Source organism: Enterococcus diestrammenae (genome assembly GCF_049384045.1).
Lineage (GTDB): Bacteria > Bacillota > Bacilli > Lactobacillales > Enterococcaceae > Enterococcus_C > Enterococcus_C diestrammenae.
Genome location: NZ_JBMRGR010000003.1, coordinates 56,956 through 81,407, shown reverse-complemented (window position 1 = coordinate 81,407; position 24,452 = coordinate 56,956). Strand labels below are relative to the sequence as shown.

General features: G+C 47.0%; 23 protein-coding genes. 17 read left to right on the top strand and 6 right to left on the bottom strand.

The genetic code is table 11. The features are described 5' to 3' along the window. The first annotated feature begins 948 nt into the window (after window positions 1–948). From ACO03U_RS03370 to ACO03U_RS03345, 6 genes are all read left to right on the top strand, one after another. Window positions 949–2,274: an enolase C-terminal domain-like protein gene (locus ACO03U_RS03370; RefSeq protein ID WP_161870851.1), complete on the top strand. Its 1,326-nt coding sequence runs from the start codon at window positions 949–951 to the stop codon at window positions 2,272–2,274. 77 nt (window positions 2,275–2,351) lie between these two features. Next, window positions 2,352–3,254: a dihydrodipicolinate synthase family protein gene (locus tag ACO03U_RS03365; protein ID WP_204685551.1), complete on the top strand. Its 903-nt coding sequence runs from the start codon at window positions 2,352–2,354 to the stop codon at window positions 3,252–3,254. A gap of 16 nt (window positions 3,255–3,270) precedes the next feature. Next, entirely contained in the window at window positions 3,271–4,404 is a 1,134-nt protein-coding gene (locus ACO03U_RS03360) for a glycerate kinase (protein ID WP_204685552.1), read from the top strand. Window positions 4,405–4,420: 16 nt separating this feature from the next. Further along, complete coding sequence (gene garR / locus ACO03U_RS03355; RefSeq protein ID WP_204685559.1) at window positions 4,421–5,305, top strand: 2-hydroxy-3-oxopropionate reductase; 885 nt, start codon at window positions 4,421–4,423, stop codon at window positions 5,303–5,305. A 205-nt stretch (window positions 5,306–5,510) separates the two neighbouring features. Next, a complete protein-coding gene (locus tag ACO03U_RS03350; protein WP_204685561.1) occupies window positions 5,511–6,806 on the top strand; it encodes an Nramp family divalent metal transporter in 1,296 nt (431 codons plus the stop codon). A gap of 122 nt (window positions 6,807–6,928) precedes the next feature. Beyond that, window positions 6,929–7,867 carry a hydroxyacid dehydrogenase gene (locus ACO03U_RS03345; RefSeq protein ID WP_204685563.1) on the top strand — a complete coding sequence of 313 codons (939 nt, stop codon included), beginning with the start codon at window positions 6,929–6,931 and terminating at the stop codon, window positions 7,865–7,867. Window positions 7,868–8,026: 159 nt separating this feature from the next. Here the strand turns inward: ACO03U_RS03345 and ACO03U_RS03340 are convergent, their stop codons facing one another. Then, window positions 8,027–8,851, bottom strand: coding sequence for a helix-turn-helix domain-containing protein (locus ACO03U_RS03340; RefSeq protein WP_204685564.1), 825 nt, complete (start codon window positions 8,849–8,851; stop codon window positions 8,027–8,029). A gap of 119 nt (window positions 8,852–8,970) precedes the next feature. Here ACO03U_RS03340 and ACO03U_RS03335 point away from each other — a divergent pair, with 119 nt between their 5' ends. Genes ACO03U_RS03335 through ACO03U_RS03315 form a run of 5 tightly spaced genes read left to right on the top strand, consistent with a single transcriptional unit; the run spans window position 8,971 to window position 13,838 of the window. Beyond that, on the top strand, window positions 8,971–10,794 hold the full coding sequence (locus ACO03U_RS03335) for a beta-L-arabinofuranosidase domain-containing protein (RefSeq protein WP_423104394.1): 1,824 nt from the start codon (window positions 8,971–8,973) through the stop codon (window positions 10,792–10,794). An 11-nt stretch (window positions 10,795–10,805) separates the two neighbouring features. Beyond that, complete coding sequence (locus ACO03U_RS03330; RefSeq protein WP_204685565.1) at window positions 10,806–11,735, top strand: carbohydrate ABC transporter permease; 930 nt, start codon at window positions 10,806–10,808, stop codon at window positions 11,733–11,735. Between the two features lie 2 nt (window positions 11,736–11,737). After that, a complete protein-coding gene (locus ACO03U_RS03325) occupies window positions 11,738–12,574 on the top strand; it encodes a carbohydrate ABC transporter permease (RefSeq protein ID WP_204685566.1) in 837 nt (278 codons plus the stop codon). Between the two features lie 13 nt (window positions 12,575–12,587). Next, a complete protein-coding gene (locus ACO03U_RS03320) occupies window positions 12,588–13,637 on the top strand; it encodes an ABC transporter substrate-binding protein (protein ID WP_204685567.1) in 1,050 nt (349 codons plus the stop codon). Window positions 13,638–13,655: 18 nt separating this feature from the next. Then, entirely contained in the window at window positions 13,656–13,838 is a 183-nt protein-coding gene (locus tag ACO03U_RS03315) for a hypothetical protein (protein ID WP_204685568.1), read from the top strand. A 229-nt stretch (window positions 13,839–14,067) separates the two neighbouring features. Here ACO03U_RS03315 and dapD read toward each other — a convergent pair whose 3' ends face one another. The 3 genes from dapD to dapA form a co-directional block, all read right to left on the bottom strand. Further along, entirely contained in the window at window positions 14,068–14,775 is a 708-nt protein-coding gene (gene dapD / locus ACO03U_RS03310) for a 2,3,4,5-tetrahydropyridine-2,6-dicarboxylate N-acetyltransferase (RefSeq protein ID WP_204685569.1), read from the bottom strand. A 37-nt stretch (window positions 14,776–14,812) separates the two neighbouring features. Next, window positions 14,813–15,571, bottom strand: a complete 759-nt coding sequence (gene dapB, locus ACO03U_RS03305) for a 4-hydroxy-tetrahydrodipicolinate reductase (protein WP_204685571.1) — start codon at window positions 15,569–15,571, stop codon at window positions 14,813–14,815. A 104-nt stretch (window positions 15,572–15,675) separates the two neighbouring features. Beyond that, entirely contained in the window at window positions 15,676–16,557 is an 882-nt protein-coding gene (gene dapA, locus ACO03U_RS03300; protein WP_204685573.1) for a 4-hydroxy-tetrahydrodipicolinate synthase, read from the bottom strand. A gap of 253 nt (window positions 16,558–16,810) precedes the next feature. Here dapA and ACO03U_RS03295 point away from each other — a divergent pair, with 253 nt between their 5' ends. From ACO03U_RS03295 to dapF, 3 genes are read left to right on the top strand one after another with little or no spacing between them, the layout of a single operon-like run. After that, window positions 16,811–17,980: a M20 metallopeptidase family protein gene (locus tag ACO03U_RS03295; protein ID WP_204685575.1), complete on the top strand. Its 1,170-nt coding sequence runs from the start codon at window positions 16,811–16,813 to the stop codon at window positions 17,978–17,980. Then, complete coding sequence (lysA, locus tag ACO03U_RS03290) at window positions 17,973–19,268, top strand: diaminopimelate decarboxylase (protein ID WP_204685577.1); 1,296 nt, start codon at window positions 17,973–17,975, stop codon at window positions 19,266–19,268. Before ACO03U_RS03295 ends, lysA begins: the two co-directional genes overlap by 8 nt. 3 nt (window positions 19,269–19,271) lie before the next feature. Beyond that, on the top strand, window positions 19,272–20,168 hold the full coding sequence (dapF, locus tag ACO03U_RS03285) for a diaminopimelate epimerase (protein ID WP_204685579.1): 897 nt from the start codon (window positions 19,272–19,274) through the stop codon (window positions 20,166–20,168). 183 nt (window positions 20,169–20,351) lie between these two features. On the opposite strand, the gene ACO03U_RS03280 is transcribed toward dapF, so the two are convergent. Together ACO03U_RS03280 and ACO03U_RS03275 are read right to left on the bottom strand one after the other, a co-directional pair. Further along, window positions 20,352–20,597, bottom strand: coding sequence for a GlsB/YeaQ/YmgE family stress response membrane protein (locus ACO03U_RS03280; protein WP_204685581.1), 246 nt, complete (start codon window positions 20,595–20,597; stop codon window positions 20,352–20,354). A 156-nt stretch (window positions 20,598–20,753) separates the two neighbouring features. After that, window positions 20,754–21,647 (bottom strand): SDR family oxidoreductase, encoded by an 894-nt coding sequence (locus ACO03U_RS03275; protein WP_204685582.1) that lies wholly within the window; start codon window positions 21,645–21,647, stop codon window positions 20,754–20,756. 399 nt (window positions 21,648–22,046) lie between these two features. Here ACO03U_RS03275 and ACO03U_RS03270 point away from each other — a divergent pair, with 399 nt between their 5' ends. From ACO03U_RS03270 to ACO03U_RS03260, 3 genes are all read left to right on the top strand, one after another. After that, a complete protein-coding gene (locus tag ACO03U_RS03270; RefSeq protein ID WP_204685583.1) occupies window positions 22,047–22,499 on the top strand; it encodes a DUF305 domain-containing protein in 453 nt (150 codons plus the stop codon). 224 nt (window positions 22,500–22,723) lie between these two features. After that, window positions 22,724–23,722 (top strand): FAD:protein FMN transferase, encoded by a 999-nt coding sequence (locus tag ACO03U_RS03265; protein WP_204685584.1) that lies wholly within the window; start codon window positions 22,724–22,726, stop codon window positions 23,720–23,722. Window positions 23,723–23,788: 66 nt separating this feature from the next. Next, complete coding sequence (locus tag ACO03U_RS03260) at window positions 23,789–24,406, top strand: NADPH-dependent FMN reductase (RefSeq protein WP_204685585.1); 618 nt, start codon at window positions 23,789–23,791, stop codon at window positions 24,404–24,406. Window positions 24,407–24,452: the final 46 nt, after the last annotated feature.

The following is a 24,452-nucleotide window of genomic DNA, read 5'->3' as shown; positions in this document are numbered from 1 at the left end:
CTTTTTGGATATACTTTATTATAATGTATCTATTCGTGATAGTAAATCGGTTCTATCAGGTAAAGGAAATTGGCAAAAATAGCAGACTTCGAATGCTGATGAAGAACATAAAATATCCAGCTTTTCCCCGAAAAGTGCTTAAGCTTTTTGGCGAAAAGCTTTTTTTAGATAAAGAACTTGTAAAAATTAAGTTTCAAAAAGGCTGATGTTTTAGGAATTAAATGATATATCATGCCGTCATTATGATGCCCGAAAAAGGTGAAATTTAGCTCCGTAGGAATTGGGTTGACGGTAGCTAGACCGGAAAATGCCAAATACAAAGCAATTTGTCATTTTCCTCTGAGCTTCAAACTTAGAGTAAGTGTCACAAGTGCCACTAACTCTAAGTACTTTCATCTCAGTCTTTGGAGCTACTGTCAATCCAATTCTACTCCGCTAAATCTCACCTTTTTCACAGTACTACCCTACAAGAAAATAATTTGCTGGATTTACGAAGCAAAGGGAATAAATCGATTATCGATAAAACAGGGGGGACTTGCTGGAGGAGAATTCCTCGGGTAGTAGTACTAAGGATGTCCGAGGAATTACTTGTTGTGTCCAACGTTTTTTGTTGGACTTACAACAAGTTTGACTTCGGCAAGGTAAATGACAACTGTTCTTTAGTTGGCATTTACCGGTCCCACTACCACCCGAGGGATTCTCCGGAAGCAAGGCTGCTCTGTTTTTTTATTACGCAAAAAATCTCTTTCATGTTCCAGAAACCTTGCAAATTTTCTGATTAGGAAGAAATCCCTTGCTCTATCAAGGCTTTGATTTACTTTGCCCTTTGATAGTTGTTCGCTGTAACATTTAAAAGGGGGTTTTTCGAAAAATCTTTGGTGTTGGTAATATAGCCCTGCTGTCTTTGTGAAGATATAATCAAGCCATCAAGAAAGTGGAGGTAGCAAGATGGTTCCCAAAATTGTAAAAATGGAAGTCGTACCAGTAGCCGGCTATGACAGCATGCTGATGAATCTCAGTGGTGCCCATGGTCCTTACTTTACACGGAATATCGTGATTTTAACTGATGATCAAGGACGCACCGGGTTAGGGGAAGTTCCTGGAGGCGAAAAAATTAGAACAACTTTGGAAGCGGTTCAAGAGTTAGTCGTGGGCCGACCGGTTGGCGAATATAAAAACATTGTAAAAGACATTCAAGACAAATACAGTCAGCTAGATGAAGGCGGTCGGGGAGCCCAAACCTTTGACTTGCGGACGACGGTGCACGTGATGACCGCAGTGGAAGCACCTTTGTTGGACTTGTTAGGTCAGCACTTAAACGTCCCTGTGGCGGCTCTTTTAGGGGATGGTCAAGTACGGGAATCCGTGAAGTTCTTAGGCTATTTGTTCTATGTGGCGGATAAAAACAAAACCGACTTGCCTTATTTGGAACATGATGATGACTCCGATGCGTGGGGACGTTTGCGCCGGGAAGAGGCGATGACGCCAGAAGCGATTGTAGCTTTGGCGAAAGCGGCCCATGAGCGTTATGGCTTTGAAGATTTCAAACTAAAAGGCGGCGTGTTACCGGGACCAGAAGAAGTCAAAGCAGTACGGGCCTTGAAAGAAGCCTTTCCAAATGCCCGCATCACCTTGGATCCCAATGGCGGCTGGTTGTTGAAAGACGCATTGGAATATGCCAAAGACTTAAAAGATATTGTAGCTTACGTGGAAGATCCATGTGGGGCGGAAGGCGTCTTTTCCGGTCGGGAAACGATGGCAGAATTCCGACGCCTGACTGGTTGTCCGACAGCAACCAATATGGTGGCAACCGACTGGCGGGAGATGAAAGCTTCCATTCGTTTGGATAGTGTGACGATTCCGTTGGCGGATCCGCATTTTTGGACGATGCAAGGTAGCGTGCGGGTGGCGCAAATGTGTCACGATTTCGACTACACATGGGGCGTCCATTCCAACAATCACTTCGATATTTCCTTGGCAATGGTGGCCCACACTTGTGCCGCAGCGCCAGGTGAAGTCAATGCTGCCGATACCCACTGGATTTGGCAAGATGGCCAAGGCTTGACCAAACACTCACCAGAAATCCATGACGGAGCGATTGCCGTTCCTAAAGATGTTCCAGGGCTAGGCTTGGAATTGGATCGGGAAAAATTAGCCGCGGCTCATGCTTTGTATTTGGAAAAAGGCCTCGGTGCCAGAAACGATGCTATCGCCATGCAGTACTTGATCCCTGGCTGGGAGTTTGATCCAAAACGGCCATCTTTGGTGCGTTAACAAGCTAGGCTGTCAGGAGCCGGTCGCGACGGTGTGGCTAGCTCGTGAAGTCCTAGATGGAGAGAGGAAATGACGGAATGAAGTTTGAGATAGAGAAGATCAAAGGGATTATCGTGCCCTTGATTACCCCGGTGGATGCCGAGGAAAAAATCGATGAAGCCCGTTTGCGAAAAATCGTCAACCACGTGATTGATCACGGTGTTCACGGCATTTTAGCTTTTGGTAGTAACAGCGAGTTTTACATGTTTGAAGACGAGGAAATGTTGCAAGCCACTCGCATCATTTGCGAGGAAGCCAATGGTCGGGTGCCGGTCTTCTTCGGAATGGGCAAGATTCGCACCAGTCACAGTGTGGCGCTAGCGAAAAAAGCGGCGGAACTGCCAGTAGCTGGGATTTCCATTTTGCAACCGATGTTTATCAAACCCACTGACGAAGCCTTGTACCACCACTTCCGGAAGATTGCGGAAGCCGTACCAGAAACCATGGTCCTACTTTATAACAATCCTGGACGAGCTGGTTACACCATGAGTTTGCCAGTCGTTCGTCGTTTGGCTCATGATGTGGCCAATATCGTGGGGATGAAGGATTCCAGCGGTGACGTGACTTACTTAAGTGAAGTCATCCGCCAAAACCAAGACGTGGACTTCCGGGTGATGGCCGGTAAAGATACGATTGTCTATCCAGCCTTGGCAGTGGGAGCAGTGGGGAGTGTTTGTTCCACCGCTAATATGTACACCGAGTTGGTGGCAGGCATTTACGACAAATTTGTCGCGGGGGATCTTAAAGGGGCCTTGGAGAATCAATTCAAATTGAATCCGATTCGGTTATCCCAAGATGCCGCCAGTTTCCCGGCAGCCACCAAAGATATGGCCAACTTGATGGGCTTGGACATGGGGGCTTCGATTTTACCGACGGAAGCCACCACCGGAGTTATTTTGGAAAAGATGAAAAACGAGATGAAAGCAGGCGGCTTTTTATAAGTAGAGGAGGGACATCATGGAACCAAAAAAAATTGTGATTGCCATGGATTCCTTCAAAGGTAGTGCCACCAGCTTGGAATTGGCAGAGTGGTTGGAAAGCGGGATTCACCGGGTGCAACCAGACATTCAAGTGACGAAAATACCGATTGCTGATGGTGGCGAGGGGACGATTGCGGCCTTGATGCTGGCTTTAAACGGGCGGTGTCTGACAGTCGAAGTCAACAATCCCCTCGGTGAACCCACCAAGGCCTCCTTTGGGATCACCGAACAGCAAATCGCCTTTATTGAAATGGCCAAAGCTAGCGGGATTACCTTGATTGAGCAAACGGAAGCCAATGCGTTGCAAGCTTCCAGCTACGGCTTAGGGCAATTGATCGTGGCGGCCCTGGATCAAGGGGCCAAGGAAATCTATGTCGGCATCGGTGGCAGTGCTACCAATGATGGTGGCGTGGGGATGGCCCAAGCGTTGGGAGTCTCTTTCAAAGATACCCACGGACAAGAAATCGCTCCGGGGGCAGCCGGCTTGGCAGAGTTGGCTACGATTGATATTTCCCGGCTGGATCCTCGGGTGTCCCAGACAGCTTTTCACATGCTGTCAGACGTGGCCAATCCTTTGACAGGAGACAATGGCGCAATCCGCATTTACGGTGGGCAAAAAGGCTTACCGGAAAACCGGATGGCAGAAGTCGATGGTTGGATGCAACAGTATCGCCAGCGGATTTCTGACTTAGTCGGGGAAGATATCGGTGCCAGAGCCGGTGCTGGCGCTGCCGGTGGGGTAGGGACGGCTTTGATGGCTTTTTGTCAGGCGGACTTTTACCAAGGTATCGACAAAATCCTCGAGCTGCTACAAGTCGAGAAGCAGATGGCTACCGCCGATGCCGTCATTACCGGCGAAGGCTTTATGGATGCTCAGAGTATCAACGGCAAAGCCCCGATTGGCATTGCCAAAATGGCGAAGCGCTATGATTTGCCGGTGATTGCCATCGTCGGCGGCGCAGCGGATGAGTTGGCACCGCTTTATGAAGCTGGCATTGATTTGGTGCTGGGGGCAGTCAATCGGCCCATGACCTTAGCAGAGGCCATGGACCATGTCAAAATCAACGTGATCAACGCGGGAGAAACAGCAGCCCGTGCATTAATGATATGAGAAAGGTGAATGAATAATGAAAGTTGGATTTGTAGGTTTAGGAATTATGGGACGTCCCATGGCAAAAAATGTCGTCAAAGCAGGCTATGAAGTGACGGTTTTTGACTTTAATCAAGAAGCGATTGACGATTTGGTGGCTCACGGCGCGAAGGCAGCTGACAGCGGAAAAGCGGCCGCCCAAGAAGCCGATGTGGTCATCACCATGTTGCCAAACTCACCAAACGTCGAAGCGGCCTTATTTGCCGAAAATGGGATTGCAGAAGGCTTGCGTCCCGGGGCGACAGTCATCGACATGAGTTCCATCGCACCAAAAGCCAGCCAAGCCTTTGCTGAACGTTTGGCCAAACAAGAGGTGACGTTCTTGGATGCACCGGTTTCTGGTGGCGAACCTAAAGCCATCGATGGTACGATTGCTGTCATGTTAGGTGGGAACCAAGAAGTCTTCAATCGTTACGAAGAATTGTTGAACACCATGGCTTCGACTGTGACTCGTGTCGGGGAAGTCGGCGCTGGTAACATCACCAAATTGGCTAACCAAATGATCGTCGCTATCAACATCGCCGCGATTTCAGAAGCCTACTCCTTGGCGAAAAAAGCAAATGTCGATCCTGAAGCCGTCTACCAAGCAATCCGCAGCGGGTTGGCGGGCAGTACTGTCATGGATCAAAAATCCAACAAAATCTTCTCTGGTGATTTCGAACCAGGCTTCCGCATCGAGTTGCACATTAAAGACATGCAAAACGTCTTGGAAACTTCGCAAGCGGTCAACGTTGCGACGCCATTTAGCTCTTTGGCGATGGACATCATGCAATCTTTGAAAGCACACGGCTTAGAAAAGAAAGATCATTCAGCGATTGCCAACTTCTATGAACTGATGAATAACATGAAGTTGCAAGGCTAATTGATATGCAGGCAAACGAGGACGGGCTCCCAACAACTCTTCCGTCCTCGCAAGCTTTGCGGGTTTCGCCAGCACTAGTGAACAACTTGTAACCGCTTTTATCTAAAGGGTGAGATTGGTGGAACCAGCTTAAAATTTTAGTTTCATTTGTATAAAATTTCACAATGAAAACCAAATTTGAAATTAGTTGAACGGAGGAAACACCGTGGAAAAAAATGTACAAGCGACTCCTGAAAGCCCAGTTAGCGGTCAAAAAGCAGGGGGCCACAAAGTCAAAGATTTCTTGAAAACCATTGGACCAGCCGTGATTACCGTCTTTTCTTGGCTAGGGGCCGGGGACATCATCAGTTCGGCCGTATCAGGCTCGACATACGGCTATGCCTTGATGTGGATTTTGGTCATCTCATTTTTGATCCGTTTTGTGATTGTAAATACCATGACGCGCTTTGAATTGATGAATATCAAAGGTGGCTCGATGGTGGAAGCTTTTGCAAGTATCAGTAAAATTTATCCAATCTTCTTAGGCATCGCGGCTTTAGTGATGGGGAACTTGACGATTGGGTATATCTTAAAAGGGGCGGGACAATCTTTAGGATGGTTCTTAGGTTTTGGCCCAGCGACGATGTGGTCAGGTATTTTAGCTGTTATTATCGTGTTATTATTAGGTCGCAGTGTCTTTGCCAAACTAGAATCCATCTTCAAAATTTTCTTGGCAGTATTGGTGGCAGTCTTCATCGCATTGGCCATTTATTGCCAACCGGATCCAGCCGAAATCGTTCGGGGCACTTTCTTGTTCCAATTGCCAGAATCTAGCGGGACATATGATGTCATGTTGGTAGTCTTAGGTTTAGTCGGAGCCACTGCTGGTTCCTTGGCAAACTTATTCCACGGCATCAACTTGTCAGAAGGGGGCGTCCGCAACCCTGAAGACATGAAAGGGCAAACCAAGAGCTTGCTGTTTTCTGTGGTAGCTGGGGCTATTTTGGTGCTTTGTGTTTGGATCGTCGGGGCGGATATCTTGCGTCCCAATGGTATCGAAGTGAACTCCTTGCAAGACATCGGTACTGCTTTGGAACTTTACTTAGGCGTCGTTGGTGCGAAAATCTTCTACTTGGGCGTGTTCGGTGCCTTGTTCTCCGCGGCAGCAAGTTCTGCTATCGGTTTTGGCAAATTAGCCATCGCCAACTTGAACGAATTGATGCCTAGCCGGAAAGGGCGCTACGAAAAATTCCAATATGATAAAATTTATCCAATCGTAGTCATCGGTTTGATGGCAACGGCCTTCATCTGGTCCTTGCCAGCTATGCCAGGTCAAGTTTACATGACCTTGTTTGTCAACTCCTTGAATGTGGTTATCGTGCCAGCCATCGCTTGTGGTGTCTTGTATGTCACCAACAGTAAGAAATTCATGGGAGAAAACCGCAACAACCTCTTTGAAAACATTGTCTTGGCAGCAACCACCATTTTGGCGATTGTCTCAGTCTTCAAAACTTTCTTCTAAACCAATCTTTTAAACTTATCTGCCGCTAAAGGGACTTCCCTTGGCGGCCCTTTTGACGAAAAAATACCCGGTGGCGACAGTCCATGTTAAAATCGGGAGAGAGCAAACTGGAGGAACTATCGATGGCAAAAAAAGTTTACATTCCCCAAGATATCGCAGAAGTCGGCAAAACTTACTTGCAAGACCGCGGCTATGAAATCGTGATGGGCACCAGCACCGATGCTGGCACCGTCGTGGAAGAAGCCCAAGGAGCAGAAGGGGTCTTGCTGCGACTGATGCCCTTTACAAAAGAAATCATCCAGCAACTGCCAAACTTGAAAGTCATTTCCCGCCATGGCGTTGGCTTTGACAATGTGGATGTAGCCAGTGCGACAGAAGCTGGCGTTTGGGTGACCATCACCCCGATGGCTAACGCAAGCTCCGTGGCTGAAACCACCTTGACTTTGTTATTAAATTTGGCCAAACGCATCCAATCTGACGTGGATCACATGCGCCAAGGGGATTTCTTCTACAAGAATCACAACAAAGGCATGGACCTCGCTGGCAAAACAGTCGGCCTCGTGGGCTACGGCAAAATCGGTCGGGAATTTGCGCGGAAAATGGGAGCGTTGGATGTCGATGTTTTAGTCCATGACCCTTTTATCAAAGCGTGTGAATACGGCCAGTTGGTTTCCCGTGACGAACTCTTGGCAAAAGCTGACTTTGTTTCCTTGCACCTGCCTGCTACAGCTGAAACAGAAGGCTCATTTGGCGCTGGGGAATTCAAGAAAATGAAAAACAGTGCCTCACTAATCAATGTCGCCCGCGGTAGTCTGGTAGATGAACCTGCTTTGATCGCTGCTTTAGAAAACGGCGATATCGCTGGTGCGGCCTTGGACGTCTATTCCCAAGAACCATTGCCGTTGGACCATCCGTTTTACAGCATGGAAAACGTCTTGTTGACGCCTCATATCGCGTCTAACACCGTGGAAACCATGGACCGGATGGCGCTTCATGCCGCTCAAGAAATCCATCGCGTACTTTCCGGGGGCAACCCAGAATGGCCGGTTAATCGGGTGTAAGAAGCTGACCTGATTTCCCATGGCTGACTGATTTTGAAGAAAAGTATTTCATAAAATAAAAATAAGCACGGGCAACAATTGTTGATTGAAAAATCAAGTTGTTGCCCGTGCTATTTTTTTCGAAAACCAGTTTTGAACACAGGATTTCGGATAATCTATTTATTTTCGGTAATGATTCCGAAAAGCGCTAGGGGCGAGACCATATTTTTTGGTAAAACTTTTTGAGAAGAAGGCTAGGCTATTAAATCCCGAAGCATAGGCGATTTCTTCAATTCCTTGATTGGTATTTTTCAAGAGGGATTGGGCATGATTCATCCGTAATTCTTGTAGGTATTGCTTCGCTGAAACGCCATAAACTTTCTTCATACAACGAGAAACATAGGTGGGATGGAAACGCAAGCGATCGGCAATTTCTTGGATTTCGAGAGGCTCGGTATAGCCTTCATTGATCAAAATGGCGGCCTCTTTGGCAAGGTCGCGAATAGCTGGAGAAAAATCACTAGAAAGATTTGTCATCAATACTTTAAAGAGCTGTAGCAACAGGGCTTCTCTTTCTAAGAGCTGTTCATCACTGACTACTTTGTAAAGTTCATATAATTTTTCAAAATGTTGCACTAAGACATCTGCATGGGTAAGGGTAAAAAATTGGGGCAAAATCAGCTCCTTGGGATGAAGACGTTCTTGCGTAGTGGTTGTCTCCCAGATACCAGTGGTTTGAAAATGAACCCAATAAAAATCGGTAAGTTGATCCACTGGTTGCTGGCTGTAATGGTGGAGGTAGGGTTGCAGGATTAATCCTTGGTTGGCTTTAACCGCAAAGCTATTCGTTTCTTCTGTCAGGTACAAACAACCTTTCGTAACAAAAATAAAATCAAAAAATTCGAAATTTTGCCGGTCAATATGAGTATCACCAGGCAAATAAGTATCTTTGTTGGATTCTTCAAAGTAAGGGAAAGGTGGCAGCTTAAAGTGGAAGTAATTCATCAGAAACTCCTGTCTTAAAAAGTACAAATTTTGGTTGCTTTGGTGGATTGATTATACTCGAAAAAAATCTAAAATGAAAGCAGTAAAGAAAGCGCATACGTTTTAAGAGGAGGAATAACGTGGAAACAATCAGCAAAGTAACTTTGAAGGGTCAATTTGAAAAACTACCCTTAGGAGCAATTAAACCGGCAGGATGGTTGAAAGATCAGTTATTGATCCAAGCTAACGGGATGACTGGTCAATTGGAGGAACACTGGGAAGATGTCGGTAGCGACAGTGCTTGGCTTGGCGGTGAGGGGGAAGGTTGGGAGCGAGGACCGTATTATTTGGATGGTCTCGTCCCGTTAGCCTACTTACTTGATGATCACACCCTAATCAAAAAAGCACAAAAATGGCTTGACTGGATATTAAGCAGTCAAGATGCTGAGGGCTGGTTTGGCCCCACGAAGGATCGGGATTGGTGGAGTCGGATGATTGTCACGAAGGTCTTGATGCAATACCAAGAAGCCACCGGTGACGAACGGGTGATACCCTTTTTATTACGCTATGCCGAGTATCAGTTGCAGCATTTACCCAAACGCCCTTTAGCTGAGTGGGGGAAATACCGTGCCGGCGAAAATATTCTGGTGTGGCAATGGTTGTATCAACAAACAGGAGCTGCCTTCTTAATTGAGGTTATCACTTTATTGCAGGAGCAAGCCTTCGACTGGGCGGGGCTCTACCAGGATTATCCTTTTAGACGGTATGTGACAGAATTTAGTCATGAAAGTCATGTGGTCAATGTGGCTATGGCTCTGAAGTATTACGGGTTGGATTATCGTTTGTCAGGAGATTCCCAACAGCGGGAGTTGTTAGATCAGGCCCTTAAACAATTGATGGTTTATCATGGACAGCTCCACGGTATGGTTTCCGGGGATGAATGGCTCGCAGGCACCCATCCTAGCCAAGGGACGGAACTGTGTTCAATCGTGGAATATATGTATTCTATGGAAACGTTGTTGGCAATATTTGGGGATACCACTTTTGGTGACCGATTGGAAAGAGCAGCCTTTAATGCCTTACCTGCTGCCATCAGTCGTGACTGGCTCGCTCATCAATATGATCAACAAGTGAATCAAATTTGCTGTGACCATAGCAAAAGAAATTGGACAGAAAATGGTGATGATGCCAACTTATTTGGTTTAGAGCCGCACTTTGGTTGTTGTACGGCGAATATGCATCAAGGTTGGCCAAAGTTTGTCAGTAGCCTTTGGATGCAAGATCAAGAAGGGCTAGTCTGTCAGAGTATTAGCCCCTGTGTGGTCGATAATGGTGAGGTGAAAGTGACGGTAGCTAGCCATTATCCATTTCAACATCAGGCGCTTCTCAAAGTTGCTAGTCAGGTGTCAACTATCTTGAAAATTCGAATCCCTACATGGGTCGACACTGTCACGTTACTTAAGAATGAACAATCCGTTGAAGTCAACATTCAAAATGGTTACTTGATTATCGGACAGGCAGCCGGCTATGAGCAGTACCAACTTTCTTTTGCGAGTCATGTCCAACAGGAAAGCCGCGCCCAAAAAGCAATTGGCATCAGCTATGGACCGTTGTTATTTGCCCTGCCTATTGAAGAAAAGTGGCAAGTCGTGAAAGGCACCGCCCCCTTCTTTGATTGGCAAGTGACTCCTCAGTCAGATTGGCGCATTGCTTTATCGGTCAATGCCGCCTACCAAGTGGTGACTAATGGGATAACCAGTCAGCAAGTTTTTGATAGCCGACATTCCCCAATTGAGGTGAGAACCACGGGCTGGAAAGCACAGAATTGGCAAGTGGAAAACCACTCGGCGGGAACACCACCCTATCAAGTCGAGGTGGGTGAGGCCCAAGAAATCACCTTGGTACCATACGGTGGAGCCAAATTACGTATAGCAGAATTTCCCACAATAGATAGCCGAAGCTAGGAGGTAGGAAAATGGAGACAACGCTCACCATGAAAAAACATAAGCTAAAAAGTAAACGAAAAGTAGTTGATAGATGGGGTTCTTTCCTTTTTGTCTTGCCTTTCTTGTTGGCATTCACTGCATTTTTGTTAATTCCAATTGGTTACGGTATCTATATCAGTTTATTCCAGTGGAACTTACTAGATGAGAATCCGGTTTTTGTAGGATTGAAAAACTATCTTCAACTGTTTACAAAGGGGAGTTACACTTATGAAGTCTTCTTTAGTACTTTAGGACATACCATGCTTTACGCTGTTATTGCAGTACCGTTGTTTACGATTACTTCGTTAGGTTTAGCAATATTAGTCAATGCTGTCATTCCGAAGCTAACTGGTCTTTTTCGAACGATATTCTTTTTCCCATATGTCCTTTCTTTATCGGTGATTGGTGCCGCGTGGGCCTTGATATTCAATCCGGGGGCTGGTCTCTTAAATGCTCTGCTAGCGGCAATTGGTTTAAATCCTGTCGCTTGGAATGCAACACCAGGTGGGGCGTGGACGATGATTATTGTTACCTCTCTTTGGTGGGGCATTGGCTTCAATATGTTGCTCTTTATTAATGCGTTAAATAATATTTCCAGCGAACTATTCGAAGCAGCAGAGATTGATGGTGCGTCTACATGGAAAAAATTTCGACACATTACCTTACCATCAATTCAACCAATCATGCTTTATGTAGTGATTACTTCTACGATTGGAGCATTTAATCTGTACGGACAACCATTACTATTAACTGCTGGAGGACCAGGGACGTCTACAAAAGTTACCATGATGTCAATTTTGGATGAAGCTTTTATTCGTCACCAATTAGGATCAGCTTCAGCTATGGCAGTTGTCTTGGGATTAATTATCGGATGTTTTATTCTTGTTCAGTTTATGATTTCGCGTAGAAAGGGGCATTAACCATGACATATTCTTCAAGACGAAGGGTTTTAGCGACAATTTTTGCTGGAGTGATCGCATTGTTCTTCTTAGTTCCTACGATCTGGATTGTTTTAACGGCTTTTAAGACAGATGCTGAGGCCTTACGTGGAGGCATCAATTTTTGGCCGGACCAATTTACTTTTGAGAATTTTGCTTATCTTTTTTCACCAGATAATTATGAAGTTGATGTAGTTGGCTGGCTTAAAAATACACTGATTGTTTCAACCGTCGGAACAACGGCAGTGGTTCTGATTGACTCAATGGCAGCTTATGGACTGGCTCGCTTAAATGTTCCCTTTAAACGCGTGATTATCCTGTTGATTATGGTGAGTATGTTGATACCAGGAGTGATTACGTTACTACCACAGTTTCTAAATTTTGCCAATTTAGGATTGCTGAACACATACGCTGTTATGATCCTACCGGTGACAGCTAGTACAACTGGTGTCTTTTTACTTTATCAATTTCTTCGGAGTTTTCCTGCGGCTATTGAGGAGTCGGCTGTTTTGGATGGGGCCAATAAATGGCAAATCTTTTGGCATGTTGTCTTACCCAACGTCAAGCCGATGGTAGTGACGTTAGCTGTGACGACGTTTATCGGACTTTACAATGATTTTCTGTGGCCCTTAGTGACTATCAATCGGAATCAGTTAAAAACAATTACAGTCGGTGTGGCCAATATGATGTCTGGTTCATTATCTGTCAGTTATGGACGATTAATGGCTCTATCATTGTTATCATCGATCCCTATGCTAATTGTCTTTATTGTTGCGCAGAAGCAATTAGTCAAAGCAATCACCCACACGGGGATTAAATAAGGAGGCGAGTAATTTGAAAAAACTGTTTTCAGCAATCCTGATTTTGATTGGAATAATGAGCATGAGTGCTTGTACGAAATCAGATGCATTAGTAAAAGAGGGGAAAATTACCATTACTTATTGGGCATCGATGGGGGGCGCTGATTCTGAAGCAATGCAAAAAATTGTTCATGGATTTAATACGAGTCAGGATCGATATGAACTGGATGCACAATTTATTACAAGTGATTACTATAAAAAAATGGATCTGACGGTTGCCAATAATATGGTTGGGATGCCAGATGTGATGGTGATGCATTCGGATAAATTAGCAACCTATGCTAAACGAGGAATTCTAGCACCGATTTCTGATTTAGGTCAGTCATATTTGCTTGTGGAGGACTCATACAGCGAAACAGCTTGGAAGGCAGGAGAATTTGAAGGGGTCCATTATACCGTACCATTGGATATTCACGGACCAGTAATGTATTACAATAAAGCCCTCTTTGCTGAAGCAGGACTGGATCCAGAAAATCCACCCACCGATATGACAAGTTTTTTGGAAGCTGCTCAAAAAACAACACATGGGGATAACTATGGTTTTGTGATGTCAACAGATTTTATTAATGAATTTTTGTTAGAATCAATGGTGGAACAACATGGATCGAGTTTTTTTGATAATCAAAATTACCCAAACTTCAATACTTCTGAAATGCAAGATGTGTTGCAATTTGAAATGGATTTGATACACAAATATCAAATCACACCAAAAGATGATTACGATACAGTCGGAAATTTTTTGCGAGGGAATGTGGCAATGATTTTCAACGGTCCATGGAGCGCCCCAACATTTGAAAATGCTGATTTAGATTGGGGAATGGCCGAAATTCCACAGTTTTATCATGAAAAACAAGCTGTTACCTGTAAATCACATCAATTCGCAATCCCAGCAACACTCACCGATTCTGATAAACAAGCAGGAGTAAAGGCGTTTTTGGAGTACGTCAGTCAGAAATCCATGAATTGGTCAAACTCTGGTCAAGCACCGGCCTCGAAAGCCGTTTATGAAAGTAGCGAATTTTAAGAGAAACCACAACTTGCCATGGCTAAACAATTTAAACGAGCGGTCTTTACCCCTCAAGTGGATAGCATTGGTTTGTACAGTCAAATGCTTTATGCCCAAGTTTCCGAAATCCTCTATGGTCGGAAATCAATCGCAGAAGGATTGCTCCAAGCCCAAAAAGATGCGGAAAACATGTATCAAGCGGAACATCTTGGGAAATAAGGGTCTTTAAAAACTGGCTCATTTGCTAGCCTATCATGTAAATAAAAAAATGCACGTCATACCTTTCAATTGGAAGGAGGACGTGCATTTTTCTTATCGCTTTGGTTTTAGGTAGGAACCTAGTTTGTCATAATTTTTGAGAGGTGAAGGCGTTTTTCAACCTTTTTTCTAGTAAATTTTGAAACAAGTCTATTGTCATTTGGGGTAACTGTCGATTGCTGAGAAAGCTTTACCCTCGCAAATCATCCAAAAATTCAGTCTTACTAGCGGTTTTTTCATCTTTCATCTTGATGACTTTTGCCGGAGAGCCCGCGACGACTGCGCCGGCGGGGACATCTTGGGTGACGACTGCGCCGGCTGCGACCACCGCACCTTGCCCGACCCGGACGCCTTCCAAGACGACGGCATTGGCACCGATGAGGACGCCGTCTTCCACCACGACAGGAGCTGCTGAAGGGGGCTCCAAAACGCCAGCCAAGACTGCACCGGCACCGATGTGGGCATTTTTGCCGACGGTAGCGCGCGCGCCGAGGACGGCCCCCATGTCAATCATAGAGGCTTCACCGATGACTGCACCAATGTTGATGACGGCCCCCATCATGATGACGGCGTTTTTGCCGATGGAAACTTGGTCGCGAATAAAGGCTCCCGGCTCGATGCGGGCGTCCACTTCAGTGAGATCCAGCAGGGGAATGGCGGAGTTGCGTCGGTCATTCTCCAAGTAAGAATCGGTGATAAGGGGGGCATTTTGAGCGAGAAATTCGGTCAGCTCTGAGTGATCCCCGATAGCAAACCAAAAATTGCCAGTGCCAAAAAGTTTCACGCCGGGTACCGGTTTGGCCTCAGCTAGCTGGCCATTTAGGTACGCTTTGACGGGAGTAGCTTTTTCGGCATTTTTAATATAGCGGGCGAGTTCATAAGGATCGGAAAATTGCATCTGCATCCCTCCAAGTTTTTTAGATAGTATTGGCGTCTTAAGCCTGATTGAGTAAGTCTTGCATATCGTACATGCCGGCGGGTTGGTCGGCTAAAAAGACAGCCGCTTTCAAGGCGCCATTGGCAAAGATATCCCGGGACAAGGCCGTGTGTTTCAACTCGATGATTTCATCAGGACCGGTGTAAATCACCGTGTGCTCCCCGGGAATCGTGCCTCCCCGCACCGCGTGGAGGCCTAGCTCACTTAGCGGATTGTCCAACTCCAAGCCGTGGCGGCCGTAGATATAAGTTTTCGGTTCAGCCAAGGTGTCATTGATAGCATCGGCCAGCAGCAAAGCGGTACCGCTGGGGGCGTCTTTTTTCTGGTTGTGGTGTTTTTCCACGATTTCCATATTGAAGTCAGCTTCCAAGGCGGGGCTGATGGCTTGCAAGGCTTTGATCAAAACGTTGATCCCAAGAGACATATTGGCGGAAACAAAGATGGGGATGACGTTACTGGCGACTTGCAGCATGGCTTTGGTGTCGTTGTCCAGACCGGTTGTCGCAACCACCAGAGGCAAGTTTTTTTCTACGCAGGCTTTGACTAAGTCGGGGACGACACTGTGGTGAGAAAAGTCGATGACCACGTCGGCAGCTTCTGTCAGCTCAGCAGGGGTGGCATAGACGGGAAAAGCTGCGGTAATTTCCGGATGTTGATCGATCCCAGCGACGACAGTTAGCTTCGGATCGGCGGCGATTTGGGCTTGCAAGACCTGACCCATCCGCCCCTGCACCCCGCTTAAGATGATTTTTTTCATGGGTGAAGACCTCCTGAGTTGATTTCGGTAAACAGACGGAAAAAAGGGCAACCCACTTCTGGGAATCACCTTCAGCTCTGTCTGTCACAAGTGCGTAAGGTAGCTTACAAAAGACCGTAAGCTGTCATTTCTTTTTTCAATAACGCTAAGGTGCTGTCTTCTGGCGCGTCCAAGGGCAGGCGATAGTGGCAATCACACTTGCCTAACAAGGACACAGCGGCTTTGACTGGCACCGGATTGACTTCAGTGAAGATGGCGTGAATCAGTGGCAATTGCGCCAATTGAGTCTTTTGGGCCGCTTGTAAATCTCCGGCCAAATAATCGTGGACCATCTTGGAAGTTTCCGCTGGCAAGAGATTGGCGATGGTAGAAATCACGCCGCTGCCTCCCACAGATAACAAGGGCAAGACTTGATCGTCGTTACCGGAGTAGACTTGGAAGTTGTCATCTGCCAATTGACAGATTTCCACGATTTGGGAAATATTGCCACTAGCTTCTTTGATTCCTTGCACGTTGGGTATTTTTTTCAACTCCGCCACCATCGCAGGGGTCAAGTTTAAGCCAGTGCGGCTAGCGACAGAGTACAAAATCACCGGGATCGAGACCTTTTCACAAATGGCTTCGTAGTGTTTCACCAGACTTTTGCTGGTGGCTTTGTTGTAATAAGGCGTCACCACCAAAAGAGCGTCGGCGCCTACACGTTCAGCTTCCATGGAAAGATGAATCCCGTGCTGGGTATCGTTTGACCCGGTGCCACCAATGACTGGAATCCGTCCGGCAACTTGTTTCACGACTGCTTCAATCACGGCAATGTGCTCCTCGTCTTTTAACGTGGAAGCCTCGCCGGTGGTGCCACAAGCGATGATCGCGTCGATTCCTTGCTCCAAATGCCAATCTACCAAGGCCCGCAACTGTTCAAAATTCACGGTCCCATCGGCGTTCATGGGAGTGACCAAGGCCACGCCTGCTCCTGTAAAAATCCCCATCTTCTATCCCCAACCTTTCTTTATCAGCTCAGCGATCACGGCCAAAGCCTGCGATTGACTGAGAGGTTTTTCGTAATTGTTGCTGTGTTTTGCAAACTTCGAGTTTCTTTTCAATAGAAACAGGAAAAGTATTCTGAAAATGAATTTTTTTCCGAAAATTCTCGATATTACTAGGATTATACAATATAATAAGAGGAAATATTAGCAATTTTCGAAAAAAAACACATTTTTTGTTAGGGAGAGGTGGCGTAAGATGGAAATCAGTCAAGAAATTTTAGCCTATTTACCAGAAATCATCCGCTGGCGCAGAGACTTGCATCAACTGCCAGAATTAGGCTTGGAAGAATTTGCCACCACCGCTTATTTGAAAAAAGAACTGCAAGCCATGGGCTACACCGATATTCGCCAACCCTTAGCAACAGGGCTAGTGGTGGTGATTGATGCTGAAAAGCCGGGGAAAACCCTCGCTTACCGCAGCGATATTGATGCTTTGCCGGTGACTGAAGAAACTGGGGCGGACTTTGCCTCACCGATTGCCGGGCGCATGCATGCTTGTGGACACGATGGCCATATGGCGACGCTTTTGGGTTTTGCAAAGTATTTGGCCACTCATCGAAAAGCCCGCCAAGGCCGAATCGTCTTGCTATTTCAACCGGCAGAGGAAGGACCGGGTGGGGCCCAGTTACTGATTGACACGGGCCTGTTTACTGAGCTGGCTATTGAGGAAATCATCGGGCTTCATGTCTTTCCTGAGTTTCCAGAAGGGGTGATTGCTTGTCGACCCGGTGGCATGATGGCCCGCAATGGTGAAGTCACGATTACCGTGACCGGGCGCAGTGCCCATGGTGCCCAGCCGCAGCAAGGCCTCGATGCGCTTTTGGCCATGAGTGCTGTGATACAAGCCCTCCACACCATCATCAGTCGCAATCTCTCCCCACTGGAGGATGCCGTGCTGACCTTTGGCAAGATTTACGGCGGGGAAGCGATGAATATCATCCCCGGTGCCGTCACCATCGAAGGCACGATGCGAGCCTTTTCCGATGAGGTCTATGAAAGGATGGTGGCGCGGATTGAAGAAATCGCCAAGGGCGTGGCTGCCGGCTATGGCTGCCAAGCCAACGTGGTCTTTCATCACATGTACCGGGTGGTGGACAATCATCCGCCGCTAGTGGCAAAGCTTATGCAAGTCGCCGGTGACAGCTATGTGGAAACTCCGCCTTATCTGTTGGCAGAAGACTTCTCTATGTACCAACAAGTGGTGCCGGGGCTGTTCTTTTTTGTCGGGATTCGCAATCAGGAAAAAGGCTGGACCGCCCCGTTACACAGTGGCCAGATGCAGTTTGATGAAAAGGCGCTTTTGGCGGGTTTACAGTGTTATATCGATTTGCTAGGAGCCTTAAACGAGGAGGAAAAAAATGGTTAAAACGATTAAAAATGGCCACCTCTATTGGGATGGTTGCGATACGGTAGCCTTGGCAGAAAAATACGGCACTCCCTTGTACGTCATGTCGGAAAACGGGATTTTAGCCCGGACCCAAGAGCTGCATCGGGATTTTTTGGATAAATATGACAACGTGCGGGTGGCTTATGCCAGTAAAGCCTTTTGTACCCTAGCTATGTGTAAGTTGATGGAAAGAGCAGGGCTGGCGCTGGATGTGGTTTCCGGCGGCGAGCTCTACACCGCCATCCAAGCCGACTTTCCCCCTGAGCACATCGAGTTTAATGGCAACAACAAATCTCGCGAAGAGTTGGTGATGGCCATTGATTACGGGGTGGGGCGGATCATCGTGGACGGGCTACAAGAGCTCGCCTTAATTGAAGCAGTCTGTGCTGAGTTAGGGAAGAAGACTCAGATTCTTTTTCGGATTACACCGGAAATCAAGGCCGATACCCACGATTTTATCTCCACCGGCCAAAAGGATTCCAAGTTTGGCATTCCCCTTAATCCGGAAATTTTATTCCCACAGATTGAGGCGGCCCTTGCCTCAGAAGCGGTGGACTTGTTGGGCTTTCATTTTCACATCGGTAGTCAGTTGGCGGACAATAGCACCCATTTAGCGGCGGCAAAAGTCGCGCTGCATTTGGCCTTAGAGGTGAAAAAGCGCTATGCCTACGAGCTGCGGGAGCTAAACTATGGCGGCGGTTTTGGGGTGGAATATGTCGACGGGGATGTGCGCCAGCCTTACAGGTATTTCTTGGATCCGTTGATGGCGTTGACGGAGGCGTTTTGTGACGAACACCAACTGACCCGTCCGACGATCGTCATCGAGCCGGGACGGAGCATCGTGGCGGAAGCGGGGATTACCTTACACACCATCGGCAGCATCAAAGAGTTACCCACCATTCGCACCTATGCCTCCATTGATGGGGGCATGACCGACAACATCCGCCCGGGACTTTACCAGGCAGCTTATACCGGTCTGGTTGCCAATAAAGCCGACAGTGCCACGACTCAGGTGGTGACGATTTCCGGAAAAGCCTGTGAGAGTACCGATATTTTGGTGAAGGATTTGGCGGTGGCACCACTAGCGGCGGGGGATCTTTTCGCCACCTTTACTACTGGAGCATACGGGTATTCGATGGCCTCAAATTATAACAAACTACCGATCCCTGCCGTGGTGCTGGTCAAAGACGGGAAGGACCAGTTGATCGTCAAACGCCAAAGCTATGAACAAATGTTGCAAAACGAATGTTTACCAGAAAGGTGGTAGCCTATGGTGCTTTCATTTTCCAAAATGCAAGGAGCCGGTAATGATTTTATCATCATCGACAATCGTCAGACCGGCTATCGCCAAAGCCAGCTTCAGCAAATCGCGCGCCGGGTCTGCCAGCGGAAAATCTCGGTGGGCAGTGATGCCTTGATGGTGGTGGATCATCCCACTGATGCCAGGCAAGCCGATTTGCGGATGCGTTTTTTCAACGCCGATGGCAGCGAGGCGGAAATGTGTGGCAATGGCGCCCGCTGTCTAGCCCGCTACGCCTACGAACACAAGATTGCCGGCGAAAGCATGGTGATCGAAACCATGGCGGGATTCGTGCCAGCCTGGCGCTTGAGTCAGCGAAAATACAAGGTGCAACTCAATCCCCCAAGCGCGTATGAGACCGATTTGCCAGTGGCTACTTTAGCCCAAACAGGGGAGTTGCCCTTTTTGAAAGACATCGCCTTTGTGGATTACGTCGCGCTGGGAGAGCCGGCGATTCCCCATTTAGTGGTCCATTTGCCGCTACTGACTAGGATTGCGGATTTATCCCAGCTGAAACCACTAGCCCAGGCCTTGCGCCATTGGTCTCGTTTACCAAAAGGCGCCAACGTGAACTTCTTTGCCCTGCCTGATTCTAGCGAGGAACCCGTACTGGTGCGGACCTACGAACGTGGGGTGGAGGATTTCACCTTGGCTTGTGGCACCGGCTCCGGCTCGGTGGCTTACGCCTTGGTGCAACGAGGTCTAGCTACGAGTGGGCCTGACCAGCCGGTTGCGTTAGCAGTACCGGGAGGCTTGCTGGAGGTGGAAGTGACCGGGCCGACCTTAAATCTGATGGGGGACACGAATCTGGTAGTCCAAGGTCAGATTTGCGATGAAGACTTGGTGATTGCAAAAAGCGAGCCCTAAAATGAGTAGCTCCAGATGACGATATTGTCTGCGTTGGGCAGATCGTATCTACTCCCAGACAAAAAACGGTAAATCACCGACTGACCTCCTTTGACAAAGGTTAACGAAGACCGCAAAACGCCCCTAGCCGAGCAATGGCTAAGGGCGTTTTTGACAATAGGTGATTCGTTTATGGGGAAGATGCTAGTTGCTACGACTTAAGAAAAATGATACCACTGCGACTAAAATAACCGCTCCGATAATGGAAGGCACTAACGCCATACCTGCGAGTGACGGCCCCCAACTACCTAAGAGGGCTTGACCTAGCGCGGAACCCACTAAACCAGCGATGATGTTAGCAATCCAACCCATGCTCCCGCCTTTTCCGGTAATCGCACCAGCAATCACACCAATAATCGCACCGACAATCAATGACCAAATAATACCCATAATAATTTCCTCCTTTTTATTAGTTATCCTTAACTATCTTGTTTGCGATAGTTATCCCGAATTTCTTTGACTTTCAACAACACTGGGAGCAAAGTCGCCACCAATGAGAGAATCATCATGACTTTTCCTTGCTTTTTCATGGCTGTCAGTCCTTTCTTACAAGTTAATCGCTTGCCCGCCAGTCACACCGTAAATCTGGGCGGTGACATAGCTCGCTTCATTGGAGGCTAAAAAGACGTAGACTGGCGCCAGCTCCACTGGCTGACCGGCCCGTTCCATCAGCGAGGATTGGCCGAAATTAGGCAACTCCTCTTTTGGTTGACCTTCATCCAATTGCAACGCAGTCCAAATCGGACCAGGGGCTACCCCATTGACCCGGATGCCTTTTTTGGCCAAGGATTTTGCTAAACCAACAGTGAAATTGGCGATCGCCGCTTTGGTCACTGCGTAATCCAGTAAATGTTCACTTGGACTAAAGGCTTGCACAGAAGTTGTCGTCACAATAGCCGAACCTGCTGGTAGGTGAGGCAAGGCTTCCTTGACCGTCGCAAACATTGAAAGAATATTGACGTCAAAGGTATCTCGGACTTGTTCCATCGTCAGCTCTTCTAGGGAAGGTTGGCTGATTTGTTGGGCAGCATTTAATACCAACGTATCGAGGCCACCCAATGCTTCCACGGTTGCGGCCACCATCTTGGCTGGCGCTGTGGCATCTCGTAGATCAAAAGGCAAGAGCACTGCTTTGCGACCGGCCGCTTCAATATACTCCGCGACTTGTTGGGCATCCGGCTCTTCACCGGGATAAAACTGAATGGCGACGTCGGCTCCTTCTCTGGCATAAGCAATCGCTGCGGCACGGCCAATCCCCGAATCCCCACCGGTAATCAATACCTGGCGATTTTCCAAACGACCATGACCAACATAACTCTCCTCACCACAATCTGGGACGGGCTTCATCTTTTTTTGCAAGGCTGGAGTTTCTTGGTCCTGCTTTGGAAACGGCTCCTCGTAATATAACTTACGGGGATCTTTTAAAACTGGATCGTTCATTTTCTCACTCCTTGTTTTATTTTTTTTCTCCAATTTAATGGTAATCCAAATAGCAGTTCAGTTAAAGAAAAATGCTTATTATCAAAAAAAATCGTGGATATTTGACGATTTCTTTCGTTTCCTTTATGTTAGAAGTAAAGGGAAGTCGTTGGTTTTTGGTGGGAGAGTTCTCGTAAAAGGCACGGATTAATTAAGGGTGCCGATGTTTTTTACTGGTGATTCGCGATAAAAAAAGCGGACTGGCAATCCCACAAGGCAGCCTGAATGAGTCTCTGGGCAAGCAATTGTCCTAGAATTTGTGTAGGGTAACCATCGTCCATAAAGGCCCTGAAAGAGTTGTAATGAGTTGTTGGTGGCGTCAGCGGTGAAAGGTAGCGAGAAAAAAGGAGGAGTCAAAAAATGAAGAAATACCTCAAGTTTTTTGTCATGATTTTAGTGTCGACGGTGGCGATGTTTTTCATGATGTATTTGAATCTTTATGCCTTGAGTCATTTTTATTTCAGTCAAACGAGAGGGTTTATGGCTCTGTTGATGGGGGCGGCGATGGCGATTTTGATGTTGCTGTTTATGTGGAAAATGTACGCCAACAAAAAAGCCAACGTAGCCATTTTAGTTGCGAGCTTATTGGTGTTTGGTGGCTCGCTGTTTATGGTGCGCAGCCAGACGGCCGTAGACGATGTCGCCTGGTTAAAAGCGATGATTCCCCATCATTCCATCGCTGTGCTCACAAGTAGCCGGGCCGATTTGACTGATCCAGAGGTCAAAGCCTTGGCAGAAGAAATCATTGAAACCCAAGAAGAAGAGATTGAGAAAATGAAAGAGCTGATCAAGCGCTTAGAAGCAAATCCCTAAAGCGCCGCTGCTGGGATAACAGATATCCCAAAGCACTATGGGTTCCCACCTCCGTTTAGACTTGAGCTATCAAGGAAGCGGAGGTGTTTTTTATGCAGAAAACTTGGCAAGTAGCGAAAAAATGAAAAGTAAGGGAGTTCCCTTATTGAGAATAATTCTCAATAAGTATATGATAAGCCCGTAGCAAATGTGAAAGAGGACACAAGATAGAGGCGAAATGATCGATGGGACAAATGAGGGAAAGCCAATGGCAAATGATGGGGACTGTCATTACCATGAAAATCCCCGAAACTTGGGAGCTCAAAGGGACAGGGAAGGCTAACGTTGGTGTAGCGGAACCTTTGTTGCAGACTGCTGAAGCTTATTTACGACAGCAAGAACAACGGTTTAGTGCCAACTCGCCAACTTCTGAACTGGCGCAAGTCAATCAGCTAGCAGGTTCAGGCCAGTGGCTACCTATCCATCCCCAATTGTTCGACCTGATAGCCATTGGGCGAAAACACAGTCTGGCTTCTGGAAGTCAGTTAAACATCGCTATTGGTCCTTTAGTGCAGACTTGGCGCATTGGCTTTGATGATGCGAAAGTCCCTAGTCCCCAAGCAATTACCCAGCTTTTGGGTAAGACTGATCCGCAAAAAATTCAGCTAGATTTCAATAAAAAAGCTGTTTTGCTTGAAGAGTCGGGGATGAAAATCGATCTTGGCGCGTTAGCAAAAGGGTATATTGCCGATTGCTTGATGACAAAGCTACGTCAAGCTCAAGTACCGTGGGCGATGCTAAATCTTGGAGGAAATCTGGTGGTCTATGGGGAAAATCCCAATCAAGTGGATAATAGTTGGCACATTGGTATTCAAGATCCTACCAAACAACGCAATCACACCCTCGCACTTTTGCGTCTGACTTCTGACTCTAGCCAAACATTTACAGGGCAGTGGTCGGTGGTGACATCAGGCATTTACGAACGGCACTTACATGTCGGTGATCGTGAGTACCATCACATTTTAAATCCGCAAACTGGCTATCCCCAAGCCACGGATGTCATCAGTTTGACAATCCTTTCTCATGAATCAATCTTGGGAGAGATTTGGACGACCCGCTTGTTTGGCAAAAATAAGTCAGAAATTCTGACCTGTGTCGAGGCCTTACCTGATATGGAAGCACTGGTTATCGATAAAGAATTACAGATAAGCAAAACGAGTGGCGTGGCAGCGTTGTTGTTATAACGAAAGGAAAACCAAGGTTGCGGTATCAAAAAAAGCAACCTATTTATGAAGAAAGAAGTGGAATTGATGAAACATTTTGTTGGAATCGTTGGCGGGACCAACGTTGGCTCGACCAACCGCAAACTTTTGCAATATATGGCGCAACATTTTGCCTCAGAGGCCGAAATCGAATTAGTGGAAATTGGTAATTTGCCTGTGTTTAATAAACCGCAAAATAAGGTCTTGCCATCTGCAGTCCTACCTTTAGTCGAAAAAATTGAACAGGCCGATGGGGTAATTATTAGTACGCCAGAGTATGACCATAGTGCACCAGCAGCCTTGATGAATGTATTGAACTGGTTGTCTTATGGCGTCTATCCTTTTGTCGACAAGCCAGTCATGATTACCGGCTGTTCTTATGGCACATTGGGAAGCTCCCGGGCGCAAGCACATTTGCGCCAAATGTTGGATGCACCAGAATTGAAAGCTCGCATCATGCCTAGTTCCGAATTTCTATTGGGGCATTCCTTGGCAGCTTTTGATGACCAGGGCCAATTGCAAGACGCAGAACAAGTACAACGTTTAACGGGATTATTTCACGATTTCTGTCTGTTTGTAGACATTACCAAACAACTCACGGAGACATTGGAAGCAGACAAAGTGGCTGCCGCCAATTTTGATTGGAAAAAAGGATCAGCCCTCTAAAGCTTGCCTGCTGCCTTCTTACCAAAGGCTCCCAATCTAACGAAAA